Genomic DNA, 18,834 nt, shown 5'->3' with positions numbered 1-18,834 from the left:
CGCGTCATGACCGAAATCGTCCCCGTGTCCGGCCCCGAACTGGTCACGTACGCCGATGAGCTCGCCGCCCTGCTGATCGAGAGCGTGGAGGGCGGGGCCTCGGTGGGGTTCCTCGCCTCGCTGGACCGGGCCGAGGCCGCCGCCTGGTGGCGGAAGCGGGCCGCGGACGTGGAGGCGGGTGGCCAGCGGGTCTGGATCGCCCGGGACGACGAGCGGGTGGCCGGCACGATCGGCCTCGTCAGGGCGGCCCTGCCCAATGCCCGCCACCGCGCGGAGGTCGCCAAGCTCGTCGTGAGGCCCTCGGCACGCGGTCGGGGAATCGGCCGGGCGCTGCTCGCGGCGGCCGAAGGGTACGCCGTGGACGAGGGGCTGACGCTGCTGGTCCTCGACACCGAGACGGGTAGCGACGCCGAGCGACTGTACCGCTCGGCGGGCTGGACCGAGTGTGGTTCGGTCCCGGGCTACGCCGCGAACCCGTTCGGCACCCTCAAGGCGACCACGCTCTACTACAAGGCACTCGGCCACCGGCCGGACTGACGCGAAGCCACACTACCGAGGAGTTCTCTCATGACGCTGCACGACATCCCCCTCCACACGCTCGACGGCGAACCGACCACGCTGGGCGCGTACGAGGGCTCGGCCGTCCTGCTGGTGAACGTCGCCTCCAAGTGCGGGCTCACTCCGCAGTACGCCGGCCTGGAGAGGCTTCAGAAGGAGTACGCGAACCGCGGGTTCACCGTGCTCGGGGTGCCCTGCAACCAGTTCGCGGGGCAGGAACCGGGCACAGCCGAGGAAATCCGGACGTTCTGCTCGACGACGTACGGAGTCAGCTTCCCGCTGCTGGAGAAGATCGACGTCAACGGCGAGAACCGGCACCCGCTGTACACGGAGCTGACGCGGCTGGACGACGCGGAGGGCACGGCCGGGGACGTCCAGTGGAACTTCGAGAAGTTCCTGATCTCCCCTGCCGGCGAGCCGGTCGCCCGGATCCGCCCCGGCACCGAGCCGGAGGCCCCCGAGGTCGTGGCACTCATCGAGGCGCAACTGCCCCGCTAGCGGGGCGGACGGCATGCGGGGCCGGACCGGTGCGGCCCGGCCCTGCGACGCCGTCAACGGATCGGCATCCCCGACAGGGTGCGGGCGATCACCAGGCGCTGGATCTCGCTGGTGCCCTCGAAGATGGTGTAGATCGCGGCGTCCCGGTGCATGCGCTCGACCGGGTACTCACGGGTGAAGCCGTTGCCGCCGAGGATCTGCACGGCCTGGGCGGTGACCGTCTTCGCCGTCTCACTCGCGTAGAGCTTCGACATCGAGCCCTCGGCGGCCGTGAACGGCTTTCCGGCGCTCGCCATCCAGGAGGCGCGCCAGACGAGCAGCCGCGCGGCGTCGATCTGCGTACGCATGTCGGCCAGTTGGAAGGCGATGCCCTGGTTGTCGATGATCGGGCGGCCGAACTGGGTCCGCGTCTTCGCGTAGTCGAGGGCGACCTCGTAGGCGGCGCGGGCGGTGCCGACCGCCATGGCGCCGACGGCCGGGCGGGATGCCTCGAAGGTCGCCATGGCGGCGTTCTTCACGCGCTCGCCCCCGGACTTCGCGCGCTCACGGGCCCGGGCGAGGCGCTCGTCGAGTTTCTCCTTGCCGCCGAGCAGGCAGTGGCCGGGGACGCGGACGTCCTCGAGGACGACCTCGGCCGTGTGCGAGGCGCGGATGCCGTGCTTCTTGAACTTCTGCCCCTGCGAGAGGCCGGGGGTGGCCGGAGGGACGATGAAGGAGGCGTGGCCCTTCGAGCCGAGCTCCGGGTCGACGACGGCCACGACGACGTGGACGTTGGCGATACCACCGTTGGTCGCCCAGGTCTTGGTGCCGTTGAGCACCCACTCGTCCTTGGCCTCGTCGTAGACCGCGCGCGTGCGCATCGAGGCCACGTCCGAGCCGGCGTCGGGCTCGGAGGAGCAGAAGGCGGCGACCTTCACGTCGGAGGCGTCGCCGTACATCTGGGGGATCCAGGTGCCGATCTGTTCCTCGGTGCCGTTGGCGAGGACACCGACGGCCGCCAGGCCCGTGCCGACGATCGACAGGGCGATACCCGCGTCGCCCCAGAAGAGTTCCTCCATGGCCATGGGGATGCCGAGGCCCGTGGGGTCGAAGAACTGCTGGGCGTAGAAGTCGAGGGAGTAGATGCCTACCTTGGCCGCCTCCTGGATGACGGGCCAGGGCGTTTCCTCACGCTCGTCCCACTCCGAAGCGGCCGGCCGGATCACCTCGGCGGCAAAGCCGTGCAGCCAGTCACGGACCTGCTTCTGATCGTCGTTGAGCTCGAGCGTGAACTCGGCCATGGTTCCCTCCATGCACTTCTGGATAAACCCGTTACTAGCGGTAACAACAGTCTGTTACCAGCAAGTAGCCTCTGTCAACCTGTCACGTACGCATCCGCGTGTGTCCGAGCAGGGTGTTACGTTGCCCGGGCATGACGAGATCGCAGGACAGCTGGGTGGGGCGGGAGAGTACGACATGGAGACCACACGAGGGGCCGAACGGCAGCGCACGGCGGCCGAGCGGCGCCGTCGGGAGCTGCTGGAAGCCGCGGACCGAGTGGTGCTCAGGGACGGTCCCAAGGCGTCGATGAACGCGATCGCCTCGGAGGCCGGCATCACGAAGCCCATCCTCTACCGGCACTTCGGCGACAAGGGAGGGCTCTACCGGGCGCTCGCCAAACGCCACACCGACGCCCTGCTGAGCGCGCTGCGGGCCGCGCTCGACGCACCCTCCGGACGGCGCGAACGGGTCGAGGCGACCCTGGACACCTACCTCGCGGCGATCGAGGCACGCCCGCAGGTCTACCGCTTCCTGATGCACCCGTCCGACGACGCCGCCCCCACACCCGAGCAGGGCTTCGACGTCGGCCGGCACTCGGCGCCGCTGCTGCGCCGACTCGGCGAGGAGCTGGGCAAGGTGATCCTGGAGCGGGTCGATCTCGGCCCGGACAGCGAGCAGATGGCCCGCATCTGGGGACACGGCATCGTCGGCATGATGCACGCCGCGGGCGACTGGTGGCTCGGTGACCGCCCGTGTTCGCGCGAGCAGTTGGTGCGCAGCCTCGCCGACCTTCTGTGGGGCAGGCTGGCCGACGCGGGCGACCTGCCGGGCGGCCCGGGGTTCTGAGGCGCTCCTCCCGGCTCAGCCGGCCGCTGGGCGCCCCCAGGGCGCCCGCCGGGCCGCGCGCAGCGCCCTGGTGCGACGCAGCCCCGTGAGGCGGTCGGTGTAGATCGTGCCGTCGAGGTGGTCGCACTCGTGCTGCAGGCAGCGGGCGAACCAGCCGGTGCCGGTGATCCGCACCGGCTCCCCGGTCACGGTCCGGCCCTCGACCACGGCGTGGTCGAAGCGCGGGGTGCCGGCTTCCAGACCCGGAAGTGAAAGACAGCCCTCCGGTCCGCGTACGGTGATCCCGTCGGCCTCGACGAGTACGGGGTTGACGAGATGTCCGAGGTGCCGGACCTCGTCGTCGTCCGGACAGTCGTAGACGAACACCTTGAGCGGCACGCCGATCTGGTTCGCGGCGAGCCCGACGCCGTTCGCGGCGTACATGGTGGCGAACAGGTCCTCGACGAGACGGGCGAGCGGCGGACCGAAGTCGGTGACGTCGTCGCACGGGGCGTGAAGTGCCGGGTCGCCGAACAGGCTCAAGGCACGGACGCGTCCGGAACTGCCGGGGATCGGGCGGTTTCGCATGGGGAGAAGCGTACGTTCCACGTGACCTCCACCTTCCCCGTGGTGCCGACGTGCGGTCGTCGCGCCGGACATCGATAGGCTGGGCGCGGACTTACGCAAGGAGGATCTAGGACGATGGCAGGCAACACGGAGCCGTTGTCGCCGCGGGCCAAGCTCGCCGTGACGGCGGGCAAGGCCGCGGCGGCGGTGTCGCGCGCTGCGGGGCGCGGCAGCGGATCGGTGATCGGCGGCCGGGTGGCGCTCAAGCTCGACCCCGACCTGCTCGGGCGGCTGGCGCAGCACCTGGACGTGATCCTCGTGTCCGCGACGAACGGCAAGACGACGACGACCCGGCTGATCGCCGAGGCACTCCGGGCCGCCGGGCCCGTCGTGTCGAACGCGCTCGGCGCCAACATGCCGGCGGGGATCACCTCCGCGCTGGCCGGCGGCTCGGACGCGAAGTACGGCGTGATCGAGGTCGACGAGAAGTACCTCGCCGGCGTGGCGCGCGACACGACACCGAAGGTGATCGCGCTGCTCAACCTCTCGCGCGACCAGCTGGACCGCGCCGCGGAGACCCGGATGATGGCGGAGCAGTGGCGTGAGGGCCTGTCGGGCTCGAAGGCCGTGATCGTGGCCAACGCCGACGACCCGCTGATCGTCTGGGCAGCCTCCTCCTCCCCCAACGTGGTGTGGGTGGCGGCGGGACAGGCGTGGAAGGACGACGCCTGGTCCTGCCCGTCCTGCGGCGGTGTGATGCAGCGCCCCGGGGACGACTGGTTCTGCGGCGGGTGCGGTTTCCGCCGCCCCGCTCCGAGCTGGGCGCTGAACGGTGACTACGTGCTGGACCCGCACGGTTCCGCGTGGCCCATCCACCTCCAGCTGCCGGGCCGGGCCAACAAGGCCAACGCCACGAGCTCGGCAGCGGTGGCCGCGGTCTTCGGCGTGCCGCCGCAGGTCGCCCTGGAGCGCATGTACCAGGTGCAGGCGGTGGCGGGCCGCTACGACGTGGTGGGCTTCCTCGGCCGTGAGCTCCGGCTCCTGCTGGCGAAGAACCCGGCGGGCTGGCTCGAGACGTTCTCCCTGATCGATCCGCCGCCCACTCCGGTGATCCTCTCGGTGAACGCCCGGGGCGCCGACGGCACGGACACCTCCTGGCTGTGGGACGTCGACTACACCCAGCTCTACGGTCACCCGATCTTCGTGCTCGGTGACCGCAAGCTGGACCTCGCGGTCCGGCTCGAGGTGGCCGGACTCGACTTCCGGGTCTGCGAGAACCTGGACGAGGCCGTCCAGATGTCTCCGCCCGGCCGCATCGAGGTCATCGCCAACTACACCGCCTTCCAGGATCTGCGCCGTCGTGTCGGCAACTGACCCCCGCGCGGGCAACCCCCGGAGAGGACGAAGCATGAGCAACAACAGCCTGCGGCTGGTGTGGGTCTACCCCGACCTCCTCAGCACCTACGGCGACCAGGGGAACGCCCTGGTGGTGGAGCGCCGGGCGCGCCAGCGCGGTCTCGACGTGTCGCGCGTGGACGTGCGCAGCGACCAGCCCGTCCCGACATCGGGCGACATCTATCTGATCGGTGGCGGTGAGGACCGTCCGCAGCGGCTCGCCGCGGAGCGGCTGCGCCGTGACGGCGGACTCAGCAGGGCGGCGGCGAACGGCGCCATCATCTTCTCGGTCTGCGCGGGCTACCAGATCCTCGGTCACGAGTTCATCAACGACCTCGGTGAGCGCGAGGCGGGCCTCGGGCTGCTCGACGTCGTCTCGACCCGGGGCGAGGGTGCCCGGTGCGTCGGCGACGTGCTCGGGGACATCGACCCGAATCTGGGCCTGCCGCCGCTGACCGGCTTCGAGAACCACCAGGGCATCACCCATCTCGGCCCGGCCGCACGCCCGTTCGCGCGGGTGAGGCTGGGCGGTGGCAACGGCACGGGTGACGGCACCGAGGGCGCGTACAACGACACGGTGTTCGGCACCTACATGCACGGGCCGGTCCTGGCACGCAACCCGCTGATCGCGGACCTGCTGCTGAAGCTGGCCCTGGACGTGAACGCGCTGCCGCCGTGCGACGACCGGTGGTACGAGGCGCTGCGCGCCGAGCGGATCGCCGCGGCGACCCAGCCGGCCTGACGGACCCGTCCGGCCGCACACGCTCGGACCGGCCCCTGGCGAGGGGCCGGTCCGCGCGTGTGCGGCCGGTGTACATCCGGTGGACGTCCAGCAGTCGGACAGCGGGTTCGGTACCGACACCCCACGCCGGTAGGGTGGCGGGATTCCAACCGGACGACGTGGTCCGGCGTCGGCCCACGTTGCAAAGGTTTCCCGGGCAATGCGAATTGGTGTGCTCACCTCCGGTGGCGACTGCCCCGGCCTCAACGCCGTCATCCGTTCCGTCGTGCACCGCGCCGTTGCCGACCACGGCGACGAGGTCATCGGCTTCCACGACGGGTGGAGGGGCCTCCTCGAGTGCGACTACCGCAAGCTCGACCTCGACGCGGTGGGCGGCATACTCGCCCGCGGTGGCACGATTCTCGGCTCATCCCGCGTCCAGCCCGCGCACCTGCGTGACGGCGTGGAGCGCGCCAGGGGCCATGTCGCCGATCTCGGCCTGGACGCGATCATCCCGATCGGCGGCGAGGGCACGCTGAAGGCCGCCAACCTCCTCTCCGAGGCCGGCCTGCCCATCGTGGGCGTGCCCAAGACCATCGACAACGACATCGCCTCCACCGATGTGACCTTCGGTTTCGACACGGCCGTCGGGGTCGCGACCGAAGCGCTGGACCGGCTGAAGACGACGGCCGAGTCGCACCAGCGGGTGCTGATCGTCGAGGTCATGGGACGCCACACCGGATGGATCGCCCTGCATTCGGGCATGGCTGCCGGGGCGCACGCCATCGTCGTGCCCGAGCGGCCCTTCGACATCGACGAGCTGACCGCGCTGGTCGGCAAGCGATTCTCGGACGGCAAGAAGTTCGCGATCGTCGTCGTGGCGGAGGGCGCGAAGCCCCGGGAGGGCTCCATGGAGTTCGACCAGGGCAAGAAGGACATCTACGGCCACGAGCGCTTCGCCGGTGTGGCCACGCAGCTCTCCGGTGAGCTGGAGCAGCGCCTCGGCAAGGAGGCCCGTCCGGTGATCCTCGGCCATGTGCAGCGCGGCGGCACCCCGACCGCGTACGACCGCGTCCTGGCCACCCGGTTCGGCTGGCACGCGGTGGAGGCCGCTCACCGCGGCGAGTTCGGCATGATGACGGCGCTGCGCGGCACGGACATCACGATGGTTCCGCTGGCGGCGGCGGTGGAGACCCTGAAGACGGTCCCGGCCGAGCGCTACGCCGAGGCGCAGGTCGTGCTCTGACGGTCATCACGCCCCGTGAACCGCCCCCGGCCGCACCCACGGCCGGGGGCGGTTCTAGTCTGGACCGGACAACCGGCACGAAACGGGGACGTCCCCAGCGGGAGTGAACAGATGGATCACAGCGGGCACGGCATGAACATGGATCTGCCGCCGTTCACGCTGGGACGCGGCCTCGAATTCTCCGCGGACCCGTTCTTCCTCATCGGCTGCCTCGTCGCACTCGCCCTGTACGGCTACGGGGTCACGCGGCTGCGCGGCCGGGGCGACGGCTGGCCGGTGAACCGGATCGTGTTCTTCGTCATCGGCGTGCTGTCCATCGCGCTGGTGATGTGCACGGGACTCAACGACTACGGCATGGTCATGTTCAGCGTGCACATGGTGCAGCACATGGTGATCAGCATGGTGTCGCCGATCCTGCTCCTGCTGGGCGCCCCCGTGACGCTGGCGCTGCGGGCGCTCCCCGTGGCGGGGCGGGGCCGCACGGGCCCGCGAGAGCTGCTGCTCAAGCTGCTCCACAGCCGCTACATGAAGATCATCAGCCACCCCGTGTTCACCATCCCGCTGTTCATCGCGAGCCTGTACGGGCTCTACTTCACGCCTCTGTTCGACTTCCTGATGGGGTCGAAGACGGGCCACATCGCGATGATGGTGCACTTCCTGGCGGTCGGACTGGTCTTCTTCTGGCCGATCATGGGCGTCGACCCCGGTCCGCACCGGCCCGGTTACGTGATGCGCATGCTGGAGCTCTTCGCGGGCATGCCGTTCCACGCGTTCTTCGGCATCGCGCTCATGATGGCGAGCCAGCCGATGGTCAAGGCGTACGAGAACCCTCCGGGCTCCCTCGGTATCGACGCCCTGAGCGACCAGTCCGCCGCGGGCGGCATCGCCTGGGCGTTCAGCGAGATCCCGTCCGTGCTGGTGCTGATCGCGCTGGTCTTCCAGTGGTACCGCTCCGAGCAGCGGACGGCCAAGCGGTCCGACCGGGCCGCCGACCGGGACGGGGACCAGGAGCTGAAGGCGTACAACGCCTATCTCGCCTCGTTGCAGGCGCGTGGACAGTAGCGGTGTACGCCCCCGTGGGGTGACCATGGCTGCAACGGCCGTGCGGCCGGGTGAGGAGCGTGTGCTCATGCCTGGATCCACGAAGACCATGGGAGTGCTCACCGTCGGTGCGCTGGTCGCGGTGACGGCGTACACGGTGGCGCTGGGAAGCAATGGCTGGCTCTGGTTCGGCTGGGTGATTCTGGGGCTCGCCACACTGGGGATGGTGGCCACCCGCGACACCTGAGGCGCCCGTACGGCAGGCGTAGCCCCTCAGAGCACACAGCTGCCCGGAAGGTACTGCGGGAGAGACGTGCGGCCGGCCGGGGGTGGATCCCGAGTGCCCCACCGGCCGGAGAACCCTCACGGTCAGCAGCGACCCCCCGGCGCTCGGTAGGCGTCCGACCTGCGAACGGCTGTTACACAACGATCATTGAGTGCGCCCGAACGGCCTCTGCATACTTCAGACCTCGGGGCCGCACACACATCCGATTGCGCCCCGTGCGGGCTGGGCCTTCGCCCGCCTGACTCACTCCTGAGCAGGGGCAATCTTGCGTAAAAGACCGAAGAAGGCGTACGCCCTCGCCGCCGCGGCCGCCGTCGTCCTGACGGCCGGCACGACCGGCCCGGCATCGGCGGGCAGCAACGGCCCGGACCCCGTGTCCCCGGCCGGCGCCGAGGGCTTGGGGACGGTCGGCAGGACCGTGCACACCCTCACCCTGATCACCGGCGACCGGGTCCTCGTGGACTCCCGTGGCCGGGTCGGCGGTATCCAGCGGGCGAAGGGCCGGGAGGACATGCCCTTCTTCACCGAGACCCACGAGGGCCGTACCCATGTGGTGCCCCGTGACGCGCGGCGGCTGATCGCCGACGGCACACTCGACCGGCGGCTGTTCGACATCACCGGGCTCACCGAGCCGGCGAGCCTCAAGGCCAACCGGGCCGGGCTGAAGGTGATCGTCGGTTACGAGGGAACGGCGGCACGAGCCGCCCGCGCCGAGGTGCGGTCCGTCGACGGCACCACCGTCCGGCGGACGCTGCGGACCCTCGACGCCGATGCGGTCACCGACGCGGGCACCGACGGCAGCACGGAATCGCTGTGGGACGCCCTGACCCGTCAGCGGGACGACGGGTCGGCTGCCGCGGCCTCGGGTATCGCCCGCATCTGGCTGGACGGTACGCGGAAGGCGACGCTCGACCGCAGCACCGGCCGGATAGGCGCCCCGGCCGCCTGGGCCCGGTCGTACGACGGCTCCGGTGTGAAGATCGCCGTCGTGGACACCGGGATCGACTCCACCCATCCCGACCTGACGGGCCGGGTGGTGGCGGAGAAGAACTTCAGCGGATCCCCGGACGCACGCGACCGTGTCGGGCACGGCACGCACGTGGCCTCGATCGCGGCCGGCTCGGGGGCGAAGGACACCCGGTTCAGAGGCGTGGCGCCCGGAGCACAGCTGATCAACGCCAAGGTCCTGGACGACGGAGGCTCGGGTGACGACTCCGGTGTCCTCGCGGGGGTCGACTGGGCCGTCTCCCAGGGTGCCGACATCATCAACATGAGCCTGGGCGGCCCCGACACCGTCGGGATCGATCCGCTGGAGGCCCAGGTCGACACGGTCTCCGCGGAGAAGGGCGTCCTGTTCGCGGTGGCCGCGGGCAACAGCGGTCCTGAGCGGGGCACGGTCGGGTCGCCGGGCAGCGCCGACGCGGCCCTGACGGTCGGTGCCGTCGACGACGACGACCTGATCGCCGGCTTCTCCGGCGTCGGTCCCCGCATCGGGGACGGCGCCGTCAAGCCCGACATCACCGCGCCGGGCGTGGCGATCACCGCGGCCGCCGCAGCCGGCGTCCAGGGGCAGAACCCGGCTGGGTACGTCACCCAGGACGGGACATCGATGGCGACCCCGCACGTCGCGGGCGCCGCGGCGATCCTCAAGCAGAAGAACCCCGCCTGGACGGGCTCGCAGATCAAGGCCGTCCTGACGGGCTCGGCGGAGGGCGGTGCCCACTCCGTCTTCCAGCAGGGCGCCGGCCGGCTCGCCGTCGACCGGGCGATCGGCCAGACGCTCGTCTCCGAGCCGGGCTCGGTCGACCTGGGCACCCAGGCATGGCCCCACGCCGACGACACACCCGTCACCGAGCAGGTTCGGTACCGGAACGACGGCACCGACGACGTGACGCTGGACCTTTCGCTGGCGGCACCCGCCGGCGCGGACGGACAGCCCGCCCCGGCCGGGTTCTTCACCCTCGGGACGCAGCGGATCACGGTCCCGGCAGGCGGCGACGCCACCGTGGGCCTGACCGCCGACACCCGCCTCGGCGGCGCGGTCGACGGCTCGTACTCGGCCACGGTCGTCGCCTCCGGAGACGGCCGGACCGTACGCACTCCGGTGGCGGTCGAGCGTGAGAGCGAGTCGTACGACGTCACCTTCAGGACCATCGGGCGGGACGGTGCGGCGAGCACCGGCTGGCAGGCCGATCTGAAGGGCTACCGCGAGTCGGCGGCAGGGCAGCGGTTCTTCCCGGACCTGTCGTCGGGGTCCACCACCGTCCGGCTGCCGCGCGGCACCTACAGCCTCGCAGCCGACATGCTGGTCGACCCCGCCGCCCCGCGCGAGGGCGCCGATCTCATCAGCGATCCCCAGCTCTCGGTGACCGGCCCCACCACGGTCACGCTCGACGCCCGGACCACCCGGCCCGTGGCCTTCACGGTGCCGGACGCTGCCGCACGCCCCACGCGCGCCGGAATGATGTACACCGTGAACACGCCCGAGACCTTCCTCATGGAGGGGCGCGAGTTCAGCAGCTTCGACAACCTGCGCACCGCGTACCAAGGCCCCGAGATGGACGAGGACGTCCTCGTCCAGCAGTGGTCCGCGCAGTGGTCGCACGGCACCAGCGAGTACAACGTCCTCACCGGCGGTCCGGTGCGGAAGCTGGCCACCGGCTACAGCAAGACCTACACGTCCGCGGACATGGCGCTGGTGAAGGCGGGGATCGGGTCGTCCGTACCCGGTCGGGAGGCCGCCCTCGCGGCACACGGTGTACTGGACTACGGAGGCGGCGTGCAGGCCGCCTACTCGGTGCGGCCGGCGCCGGGAACCCGCCAGGTGTACCTGTCCACGGCCGACGGGGCCGCCTGGGACATCGTCGCGGGTGTCCTGGGAGAGCCGGACCCGACGGGCTACCGGGACTTCGACTCGGTGTACATGTTCGACGAGCCGAAGCGGTTCGAGGCGGGGGCGACGTACACCGAGAGCTTCAACACCGGTGTGCCGGGGCCGCGGTTGAACGCGAACGACGGGATCGTGCGCGACGGCGACGACATCTACGGCGCTTTCCCGATGGTCAGTGACGGGGCGGGCCACCCCGGGTCCGTCGAGTACGCGGCGGCGAGCACCACCATCCACCGCGACGGCGCGCTGTACGCGCGGAAGGACGCCGCCGTCGACCAGGAGTCCTTCACGCTGCCGTCGGATTCCGCCGTGTACACGGTGGCGACCACGGTTCACCGGAACCCGGCGGTCAACCGCACCGGAACCCGGATCGACGCCTCGTGGACCTTCCGCTCGGCCCGCACCGAGAGCCCGGCCATGCTTCCGGTCTCCACGGTCCGCTTCCTGCCGCGGCTCGCCCTGGACTCCACCGTCCCGGCGGGCGGCATGCAGACCGTCCCCGTCCAGGTGCAGGGTGCGGCGGCCGGTGACCGCCTGAAGGCCCTCCGCGTCCTGGTCTCGTACGACGGCACGAAGTGGCTGCCCGCCCCGGTGGAAGCGGACCGGATCACGGTACGCGCTCCGGAGAAGGGCAGGACGATCTCGCTGAGGGCCGTCGTCACCGACAAGGACGACAACAAGTCGACCGTGACCGTCCACAACGCCTTCTCCGGCAGGTGAAGCCCCACGGGTCCGGAAACCCCCGTGTGACGTGAGGAGAGCGGCCCGCCGGAACCTCGGTTCCGGCGGGCCGCTCCGCCTTGCCGCACCGCTCCGACGGGAAGCCACGAGTCGGTGCCGAGCCGTCCCAGGCCGTCCGCCATGGTTCAGCGCGGCGGCGCCGGAACAGGGCGGACGGGGCAGTCGGCCGGTGCGAGGGGTCCGTCCTGCCCGACCAGGCGTACGGACACGGCCCCTTGGTCGTGCGCCGCGTACGCGGTCGTACAGACGAGCTGGTCGCGGGCGGAGGCGGTCAGCTCCGTCACCCTCAGGCCCAGCTCCACGTCGACGGTGGTTCCACCCGCCACCACCCCACCCGCCACGGACGCCGAACGGGGCAGCGAGGGAGCGTTACGGAACCCGGCCCGGCGTTCGGCCTTGTCGGGCCCGGCGAGCAGAGCGGTGACTGCCGCGCCTGGCGAGAGGGGCCCGCTCGTCTCCTCACCCGCCGGGGCCGAGGTGCTCCGCCACGGTGTGTCGACGTTTCGTGGCACGGGCAGCAGTTCGCCGTCCGGGGAGAAGAAGAACAGCAGCACACGCTGCTCACGCGGGGGAAGCAGATCGGCGACCGCCGGGCGGCCGGCCTCGATCACAGCGGTCTCCTGGATGCCGCAGCCCACGAGCGGACCCCCGGCGAGCGCCAGCAGCGTGCAGAGCCGTGCCGCTCGCCGCGCGCGGAAGCCCGTCCTCCTCATCCGGTGGCCTCCGTCCGGCCGCCGCTGTCCGCCTGCCCCGGGCCACCGTGCGCGAGCGACGGCCCGTCCGGCGCGCCGCTCCCGGAGCCGGGCCCGTCGAAGGGGAGCTCCACGGTGAACAGCGCACCGCCACCGGGCGCGTTCTCCGCACGGACCGTGCCGCCGTGCAGCCGTACGTTCTCCTCGGTGATCGCCAGCCCGAGGCCGCTGCCCGACGACCGGGAACGTGCGGCGTCCGCCTTGTAGAAGCGGTCGAAGATGTGCGGCAGCACATCCGGCGCGATTCCGGGCCCGCCGTCGTGCACCTCGGTGATCAGCGCTCCCCCGCGTGCCGACAGGCGCACGGTGACCGGTTCGGCACCGTGGCGCAGGGCGTTGCCGACGAGGTTGGCCACGATGACGTCGTAACGGCGCGGGTCGAGACGGATGCGGAAGCCGTCGGGCAGCTCCGTGCGGACCCGGCCGAGCCACTGCCTGCCGGACAGGGTGCTGCGCACGGCCTCCGCCGCGTCCACCTCGTCGGTGGTGAGCTCGACGGCTCGGGCGTCGAAGCGGGAGATCTCCATCAGGTCCTCCACCAGTGCGGCCAGTTTGCCGGTCTCGGCACTGATCAGGCGCACCGCCCGGGCGGTGTCAGGGGTGAGTGTCCCGGCGTCCTCGTCCACCACGTCCGTGACGGCGAGCATCCCGGCGAGCGGGGTGCGCAACTCGTGCGAGACGTCCGAGGCGAAGCGCCGGGCCCGCGCCCCGGCGTCCCGCAGCTCCTCCACGGAGCGTTCGAGGCGGGCCGCCGACTCGTTGAACGTCCGGGCCAGATCGGCCATTTCGTCCCGCCCGTGGATGGGGATGCGCGTGTCGAGCCGCCCGCCGCCCATGGAGTGTGCGGCACGCCTCAGTTCACGGACGGGGCGCAGCACGCTGCGCGCCGCGAGCAGTGCCGGTACCAGGGCCACGGCCAGTCCCGGCAGCGCTCCGTCGCGGGCAGCTGTCACCAGGGCGTCGATGTCCACCTCCTCGTTCGTCATGGGCATCACGGCGAAGAGGACGAGGCCGCTGGGGACCGCGCCGCCGCCGGCGATGACCCGGGTCATCACCGGCATCCCGATCGTCAGATACGCCTTCCCGTCCTTGACGACCCTCTCGAAGCTGCCCCGAGGTGACGTGAGCGCGGTTCGGCGCAGCTCCGCCGTGACCACGCCGGAGACGGGCCGGTCGCCTGAGGAGGCCCGCACCGAGCCGTACTCGGCGAAGACGATCCACGGGTGGGGCTTGGCGCGCGCCGCGATGTCGTAGAGGTACGACTGCAGCGAGTCGGGGTCCATGGGCAGGCCGGGGACGAACCGCTCGACCTCCTCACGGAAGGAGACGACGGCTGTGTCCTGGGCGCGTACGAGGACCGCGCTGCGCGCCTCCCGGTAGGTGAGCGCGGCGGTCGTGACGGCGCTGACCGATGCCACCAGCAGGAACGCGATCACCAGCCGGGTGCGCAGCCCGAACGCCGCGGTCACCGCGGACGTCCTCACAGCGGGCCGAAGCGGTAGCCGAGGCCCCGTACGGTCTGGATGTACCGAGGACTGGGGACCTCGTCCTCGATCTTGATGCGCAGTCTGCGCACGCAGGCGTCCACCAGGCGGACGTCACTGTGGTAGCTGTGCTCCCAGACGTCCTCCAGGAGCCGCTGTCGGCTGAAGACCTGTTCCGGCACCGCGGACAGGTGCAGCAGGAGCTTCAGTTCGGAGGGCGCGAGGGCGATCGGGGCGCCCGACTTGAGGACTGTGTGACCGGCGCGGTCGATGCCGAGTTCGCCATGGTGGTCGACGGCGGGTCTCGGGTCGGCCGGGGCTTCGGTGCGGCGCAGCACGGCACGTATGCGTGCCTCGATGACCTCGGTACGGGCGGGTTTGACGATGTAGTCGTCCGCGCCCGCCTCCAGGCCGACGACGATGTCGACGTCGTCGCCGCGCGCGGTCAGCATGATGATCGGCATCTGGCTGGTCTCGCGCACCCGGCCGCACACCTGGACGCCGCTCATGGCGGGCAGCATCAGGTCGAGCAGCAGCAGGTCGGGTCGGAAGGAGCGCAGGGAGTCCAGACCGGCCTCGCCGGTCGCGACGGCGAGGACCTCGTGCCCGCGCCGGCGCAGCCCCAGCTCGACGCCCTCGCGTACGGAGGGGTCGTCTTCGACGAGGAGGACGCGTGACATGACGGTGTCTCCAGGAGGCGGGGCGGCGTTGACTCCTCATCTTCCCAGGCGTACGCCGTTCCGGTGACAGGCCGTCATATGCACGGCGTGCACCCCGAGGGGCGAGGACGGCCGTCGGGGGCTTCCTCGGGAACGCCTGACATCCGGCCCCGGCGGCCCGCGTTCAGTCCGGGGCTCGTCTCCCGAGGAGGTACTCCGCGGTGACCGCCACCCCGCGGTCCTCGTCGCGCGAGAGCTTTTCGAGAGCGCGTGTCGTGGTGGCACCCGGGATGTCCGCGAGGGCCTGGGCCAGCCGTCGGCGCACGGCCGGGCCGGAGTCCGGGTGGGCGAGGCGGCCGACGAGGCCGTCCGCGATCCGGTCCGTCGACGCGGGGCTGCCCGCCAGGGCGCTGAGCGCGTCGGCCGCGTCGACGTCTCTCAGCTCCTCGACGACCATGTCGATGAGCGCCGGTACCGCCTCGGTCATTCCGCGCGCGGCGAGCTCAAGGGCGGCGTAACCGCGGACGGCGGGGTCCTCGCCGGTGAGCGCGCCCCGCAGCAGCGCGGTCACCTCGTCCCCCGGGATCTCGGTGAGGGTCAGCACGGCGCGCTTGCGCACCTCGGCGTCCCGCGAGGCGAGCCCTTCCGCGAGCAGCGCCGGTCCGCCGTCGCCCGACTGTGCCAGGGCCCATCGGAGCGCGCCGGCCACATGCGGATCGCTCTCGCTCAGCACGGCCGCGACCAGTGCCTCCACCGGTACCGGTGGATCGTCGACCGCGGACAGGGCCGCACGCTGGCGCCGCCCGGCGCTCTCCGACCTCAGTGCCCGGAGGACCGCCACGGTCTGCAGGACGTCCTCCCAGTCGGCGGGCTGCGCGGCACCGATCCGGTCGAGCCGCGTGAGCAGCTCCGTCTCACGTGCGACGCGCTCCCGGGTCTCGCGGATCAGGTCCGCGACGAGCTCGGCGGGCGTGAAGCCGGGATCGTCCAGTGCGCGCCCGACGTCCCGCAACGAGAGCCCGAGCGACCGCAGGCTCTCGATGTGGAAGATCCGCCGGATGTCCTCGTCCGCGTACTCCCGGTAGCCGCCTCCGGTCCGCCCCGTCGGCCTGACCAGACCGAGCGACTCGTAATGCCGGAGCATGCGGGCGCTGACCCCGGACCGCCGTGCCACCTCACCGATCAGCATGTACCGGCCCCCACTCCTTCCCCCGTTCCGAGGGCCACCACACGCTTCGCCTCCTCGATCGCGAACTCGAACCCGGCTTCCGGGTCGTGCAGCATCCGCTCCGTGGCGAGCGCGTGCGCGCGTACGCCGGGGGCGGCGTCCGCCTTCACCCCACGCAGGACCGGCAGGATCACCTCGCCGAGTTCGATCAGCGCCCGGCTGAGACTCAGCTGCATCTCCCTGCCGCCCCGGCCCAGTTGCGGCGCCAACAACGCCGCCAGCTCGGCCTCCTCGCCGTGCGGCACCAGTACGGCCGCGGCCCGCCAGGCGCTCCGCGCCACCTCGTCGTCGGCGTCGGACAGCAGAGCCCGTGTGATCGCCGGCCAGGCCTGCCGGTCCCCGATCTTGGACAACGTGTGCAGGGCCTGGCTCCGTGCCTGGGCGCGGGCCGAACGGAGCTCACCGAGGAGTACGGGGACGGTCTGCGCGGCCGAGTGCCGGGTCAGCGCCCAGGTGAGCATTTCACGCACCTGGAAATCGGGTTCGACCGCGCAGCGTTCGACGAGTCCTCCGACGAACCGGGGGTCGGGCATCGTGCCGACCGCCATCGCCGCACGCAGCCGCACCGACGAGCGGTCGGCCTCCAGCCCTTCGAGGGCACACGTCACATCCGTGTCCTGCACCGGCAGGGTCATCGGTACCACCTCCTCGGCCCCAGTGAAGACCTTGCCACGATGGCAGGGTCAAGCCTGGTCGATCCTCTTCTCCCGCATCAGCTCCTCCAGCTCCGGGTCCGACAGCGGGCGCAGCGTGTCCAGCAGGCGACGCAGCCCGGCCTCGTCGAGGGTCTGGCTGGTGACCTCGGCCTCGGCTTTCGGGAGACGGCGGGTGAGAGTGACCTCTTGGCTGCCGCCGGGCAGGTCACGCACCGTGCGCATCTCACCGCGCGCGTCCGTCGCGCAGGTCAGGCCCTTCTCCTCGATCTCGGGGCACCCGGCTCTCGGCATGAGCAGCGAGCGCACGGTGAGGCCCACGTACGCGAACTCGTCCTGCCGGACGGCGCGGTAGTCGACGCTGAAGTGGGACGGGCCGACGACCGCACGGGAGACCTCCAGGCCGGACGGCGGGGTGCCCAGGTACAGGAGCTCCGGGTGTTCCCGGTAGCGTGCGATCTCCGCCTCGTGCCGGCGCTCCTGCGACCGCGCGGGCCCGACGAAACCCCCGTAGGCCACTCCGGCCACCAGCACGGCCGCCGCCCCCAGCCGTATCCACCGGCTCGGTACGAAGAACGCCGCGACCACCGCGTACGGCACCCCTGTCAGCGCGAACCGCACACCGGGGCTGCCCAGGTCGACGTCTCCGCCGTAGGCCGCGAGTCCGGCAAGGACGCCGAGCGTGCCGGCGGCGAAGACCAGGACCGCCCAGCCGAGTCGCCGCGTCCCGGTGGCGCACAGCGGCACGACGGTGCGCACCGGCAGACCCGTCAGGGCCAGCAGTCCGACCACCGCCGGCAGTCCCAGCACGACGAGCGGCACCGACGCACCGCTCCCGCCGCTCCACGCCACCAGCATCAGTCCGATGCCGAGCACCGGCACGGCGATCATCGTCGTCGCCCAGACCAGGAAGAGATGCAGGGCCGTCAGCGCCCGTCTGTCGCTCGTCATACCGCGGATGGTGCCAGCCGCCTCCCGCTCGCACATGAGTTCCCGTACTCAGCAGGGGACTTCTCGAACCGCCGTCGACCCACGACTTGCCGGAGACACCGGGAACACGGCTACGATCGATCGCCGGGAGCAGCGACGAGCTCGTACGGACCGTCGACCGCATGCGACCTGGCAGAACGCGGCCAACAGCCCGGTCCAGAAGGCTAGGAGAGATGCTGTGTTCTATTACGTCCTCAAGTACGTCGTACTGGGTCCCCTGCTCCGGCTGGTGTTCCGGCCCCGCATCGAGGGACTCGAACACATCCCCGACGACGGTGCGGCCATCGTCGCGGGCAACCACCTCTCCTTCTCCGACCACTTCCTGATGCCCGCGATCCTCAAGCGCCGCATCACGTTCCTCGCGAAGGCCGAGTACTTCACCGGTCCCGGCATCAAGGGCAAGCTGACGGCCGCCTTCTTCCACAGCATCGGGCAGATCCCCGTGGACCGGTCCGGCAAGGAGGCGGGCCAGGCGGCCATCCGCGAGGGTCTCGGGGTGCTGAGCAAGGGTGAGCTGCTGGGTATCTACCCGGAAGGCACGCGCTCGCACGACGGGCGGCTGTACAAGGGCAAGGTCGGGGTGGCCGTGATGGCGATCAGGGCAGGCGTCCCGGTCATCCCCTGCGCGATGGTCGGCACGTTCGAGATCCAGCCGCCCGGACAGAAGGTCCCCAAGATCAAGCGGGTCACGATCCGCTTCGGGAAGCCGCTGGACTTCTCCCGTTACGCCGGCCTCGAGAACCAGAAGGCGGCGGTCCGGGCGGTCACGGACGAGATCATGTACGCCGTCCTCGGGCTCTCCGGACAGGAGTACGTCGACGAGTACGCCGTCAAGGCGAAGGCGGCCCAGGCCGAGGAGTCCAGGAAGTCCCCGCGGCGGCCGCGCTGAGGCGGTGTCGGGGAGACGCCGTGCGGCGGCGCGCATGAGGGCGTGACCGTACCGGCGGGGGGTGCCTCTATGTCGTTCGTCAATCCTGCGCTGTCGGTTTTGGGGGTTTCGGTCCCGTTCATGTGGCGAGGGTGACGGCGGGGGTTCGGGA

At 71.3% G+C, this 18,834-nt stretch carries 18 protein-coding genes; 10 read left to right on the top strand and 8 right to left on the bottom strand.

Annotated elements, in window-relative coordinates:
* The first annotated feature begins 6 nt into the window (after positions 1-6).
* Together ABT001_RS23790 and ABT001_RS23785 are read left to right on the top strand one after the other, a co-directional pair.
* Positions 7-537, top strand: coding sequence for a GNAT family N-acetyltransferase (locus ABT001_RS23790; RefSeq protein ID WP_351280905.1), 531 nt, complete (start codon positions 7-9; stop codon positions 535-537).
* A gap of 30 nt (positions 538-567) precedes the next feature.
* Complete coding sequence (locus ABT001_RS23785; protein WP_351280902.1) at positions 568-1,056, top strand: glutathione peroxidase; 489 nt, start codon at positions 568-570, stop codon at positions 1,054-1,056.
* A gap of 53 nt (positions 1,057-1,109) precedes the next feature.
* Here the strand turns inward: ABT001_RS23785 and ABT001_RS23780 are convergent, their stop codons facing one another.
* The gene (locus tag ABT001_RS23780; RefSeq protein ID WP_351280899.1) at positions 1,110-2,336 is read right to left on the bottom strand and encodes an acyl-CoA dehydrogenase family protein; all 1,227 of its coding nucleotides are present in this window, start codon (positions 2,334-2,336) and stop codon (positions 1,110-1,112) included.
* Positions 2,337-2,511: 175 nt separating this feature from the next.
* Between ABT001_RS23780 and ABT001_RS23775 the strand changes: the two genes are divergently transcribed.
* A complete protein-coding gene (locus ABT001_RS23775) occupies positions 2,512-3,162 on the top strand; it encodes a TetR/AcrR family transcriptional regulator (RefSeq protein WP_351280896.1) in 651 nt (216 codons plus the stop codon).
* 15 nt (positions 3,163-3,177) lie between these two features.
* Here the strand turns inward: ABT001_RS23775 and def are convergent, their stop codons facing one another.
* On the bottom strand, positions 3,178-3,729 hold the full coding sequence (gene def / locus ABT001_RS23770; protein ID WP_351280894.1) for a peptide deformylase: 552 nt from the start codon (positions 3,727-3,729) through the stop codon (positions 3,178-3,180).
* Between the two features lie 114 nt (positions 3,730-3,843).
* Here def and ABT001_RS23765 point away from each other — a divergent pair, with 114 nt between their 5' ends.
* The 6 genes from ABT001_RS23765 to ABT001_RS23740 all read left to right on the top strand — a co-directional run bounded on the left by ABT001_RS23765 (position 3,844) and on the right by ABT001_RS23740 (position 12,007).
* Positions 3,844-5,082, top strand: coding sequence for a Mur ligase family protein (locus tag ABT001_RS23765; RefSeq protein ID WP_351280891.1), 1,239 nt, complete (start codon positions 3,844-3,846; stop codon positions 5,080-5,082).
* Between the two features lie 34 nt (positions 5,083-5,116).
* Positions 5,117-5,845 carry a type 1 glutamine amidotransferase gene (locus ABT001_RS23760; RefSeq protein WP_351280889.1) on the top strand — a complete coding sequence of 243 codons (729 nt, stop codon included), beginning with the start codon at positions 5,117-5,119 and terminating at the stop codon, positions 5,843-5,845.
* Between the two features lie 199 nt (positions 5,846-6,044).
* Positions 6,045-7,070, top strand: a complete 1,026-nt coding sequence (locus ABT001_RS23755; RefSeq protein WP_351280887.1) for a 6-phosphofructokinase — start codon at positions 6,045-6,047, stop codon at positions 7,068-7,070.
* A gap of 111 nt (positions 7,071-7,181) precedes the next feature.
* Positions 7,182-8,132, top strand: coding sequence for a cytochrome c oxidase assembly protein (locus ABT001_RS23750; RefSeq protein WP_351280884.1), 951 nt, complete (start codon positions 7,182-7,184; stop codon positions 8,130-8,132).
* Positions 8,133-8,199: 67 nt separating this feature from the next.
* A complete protein-coding gene (locus tag ABT001_RS23745) occupies positions 8,200-8,358 on the top strand; it encodes a hypothetical protein (protein ID WP_351280882.1) in 159 nt (52 codons plus the stop codon).
* 304 nt (positions 8,359-8,662) lie between these two features.
* On the top strand, positions 8,663-12,007 hold the full coding sequence (locus ABT001_RS23740; protein WP_351280879.1) for a S8 family serine peptidase: 3,345 nt from the start codon (positions 8,663-8,665) through the stop codon (positions 12,005-12,007).
* Between the two features lie 146 nt (positions 12,008-12,153).
* On the opposite strand, the gene ABT001_RS23735 is transcribed toward ABT001_RS23740, so the two are convergent.
* The 6 genes from ABT001_RS23735 to ABT001_RS23710 all read right to left on the bottom strand — a co-directional run bounded on the left by ABT001_RS23735 (position 12,154) and on the right by ABT001_RS23710 (position 17,755).
* Positions 12,154-12,741, bottom strand: a complete 588-nt coding sequence (locus ABT001_RS23735) for a hypothetical protein (protein WP_351280877.1) — start codon at positions 12,739-12,741, stop codon at positions 12,154-12,156.
* Positions 12,738-14,249, bottom strand: coding sequence for an ATP-binding protein (locus tag ABT001_RS23730; protein ID WP_351280875.1), 1,512 nt, complete (start codon positions 14,247-14,249; stop codon positions 12,738-12,740). Before ABT001_RS23730 ends, ABT001_RS23735 begins: the two co-directional genes overlap by 4 nt.
* 11 nt (positions 14,250-14,260) lie before the next feature.
* On the bottom strand, positions 14,261-14,944 hold the full coding sequence (locus ABT001_RS23725; RefSeq protein WP_351280873.1) for a response regulator: 684 nt from the start codon (positions 14,942-14,944) through the stop codon (positions 14,261-14,263).
* A 163-nt stretch (positions 14,945-15,107) separates the two neighbouring features.
* Positions 15,108-16,112 (bottom strand): MerR family transcriptional regulator, encoded by a 1,005-nt coding sequence (locus tag ABT001_RS23720; RefSeq protein ID WP_351280871.1) that lies wholly within the window; start codon positions 16,110-16,112, stop codon positions 15,108-15,110.
* Positions 16,106-16,786 (bottom strand): HEAT repeat domain-containing protein, encoded by a 681-nt coding sequence (locus ABT001_RS23715; RefSeq protein ID WP_351280868.1) that lies wholly within the window; start codon positions 16,784-16,786, stop codon positions 16,106-16,108. The genes ABT001_RS23720 and ABT001_RS23715 overlap by 7 nt, the downstream gene beginning before the upstream one ends.
* Positions 16,787-16,834: 48 nt before the next feature.
* The gene (locus ABT001_RS23710) at positions 16,835-17,755 is read right to left on the bottom strand and encodes a hypothetical protein (protein WP_351280865.1); all 921 of its coding nucleotides are present in this window, start codon (positions 17,753-17,755) and stop codon (positions 16,835-16,837) included.
* Positions 17,756-17,972: 217 nt separating this feature from the next.
* Between ABT001_RS23710 and ABT001_RS23705 the strand changes: the two genes are divergently transcribed.
* Positions 17,973-18,683 carry a lysophospholipid acyltransferase family protein gene (locus ABT001_RS23705; RefSeq protein WP_351280863.1) on the top strand — a complete coding sequence of 237 codons (711 nt, stop codon included), beginning with the start codon at positions 17,973-17,975 and terminating at the stop codon, positions 18,681-18,683.
* Positions 18,684-18,834: the final 151 nt, after the last annotated feature.

The organism is Streptomyces sp. NPDC002793 (genome assembly GCF_040295485.1).
Taxonomy (GTDB): domain Bacteria; phylum Actinomycetota; class Actinomycetes; order Streptomycetales; family Streptomycetaceae; genus Streptomyces.
The sequence above is the reverse complement of the archived record's forward strand: the minus strand, read 5'-3'. Positions and strand labels throughout refer to the sequence as shown.

Excerpts from the sequence above, each read along its gene's own strand:
- ABT001_RS23780 (WP_351280899.1), bottom strand. The coding sequence starts at position 2,336 with ATGGCCGAGTTCACGCTCGAGCTCAACGACGATCAGAAGCAGGTCCGT.
- ABT001_RS23790 (WP_351280905.1), top strand. The coding sequence starts at position 7 with ATGACCGAAATCGTCCCCGTGTCCGGCCCCGAACTGGTCACGTACGCC.
- ABT001_RS23755 (WP_351280887.1), top strand. The coding sequence starts at position 6,045 with ATGCGAATTGGTGTGCTCACCTCCGGTGGCGACTGCCCCGGCCTCAAC.
- ABT001_RS23760 (WP_351280889.1), top strand. The coding sequence starts at position 5,117 with ATGAGCAACAACAGCCTGCGGCTGGTGTGGGTCTACCCCGACCTCCTC.
- ABT001_RS23745 (WP_351280882.1), top strand. The coding sequence starts at position 8,200 with ATGCCTGGATCCACGAAGACCATGGGAGTGCTCACCGTCGGTGCGCTG.
- ABT001_RS23715 (WP_351280868.1), bottom strand. The coding sequence starts at position 16,786 with ATGACCCTGCCGGTGCAGGACACGGATGTGACGTGTGCCCTCGAAGGG.
- ABT001_RS23710 (WP_351280865.1), bottom strand. The coding sequence starts at position 17,755 with ATGACGAGCGACAGACGGGCGCTGACGGCCCTGCATCTCTTCCTGGTC.
- ABT001_RS23785 (WP_351280902.1), top strand. The coding sequence starts at position 568 with ATGACGCTGCACGACATCCCCCTCCACACGCTCGACGGCGAACCGACC.
- ABT001_RS23720 (WP_351280871.1), bottom strand. The coding sequence starts at position 16,112 with ATGCTGATCGGTGAGGTGGCACGGCGGTCCGGGGTCAGCGCCCGCATG.
- ABT001_RS23735 (WP_351280877.1), bottom strand. The coding sequence starts at position 12,741 with ATGAGGAGGACGGGCTTCCGCGCGCGGCGAGCGGCACGGCTCTGCACG.
- ABT001_RS23750 (WP_351280884.1), top strand. The coding sequence starts at position 7,182 with ATGGATCACAGCGGGCACGGCATGAACATGGATCTGCCGCCGTTCACG.
- ABT001_RS23775 (WP_351280896.1), top strand. The coding sequence starts at position 2,512 with ATGGAGACCACACGAGGGGCCGAACGGCAGCGCACGGCGGCCGAGCGG.
- ABT001_RS23765 (WP_351280891.1), top strand. The coding sequence starts at position 3,844 with ATGGCAGGCAACACGGAGCCGTTGTCGCCGCGGGCCAAGCTCGCCGTG.
- ABT001_RS23725 (WP_351280873.1), bottom strand. The coding sequence starts at position 14,944 with ATGTCACGCGTCCTCCTCGTCGAAGACGACCCCTCCGTACGCGAGGGC.
- def (WP_351280894.1), bottom strand. The coding sequence starts at position 3,729 with ATGCGAAACCGCCCGATCCCCGGCAGTTCCGGACGCGTCCGTGCCTTG.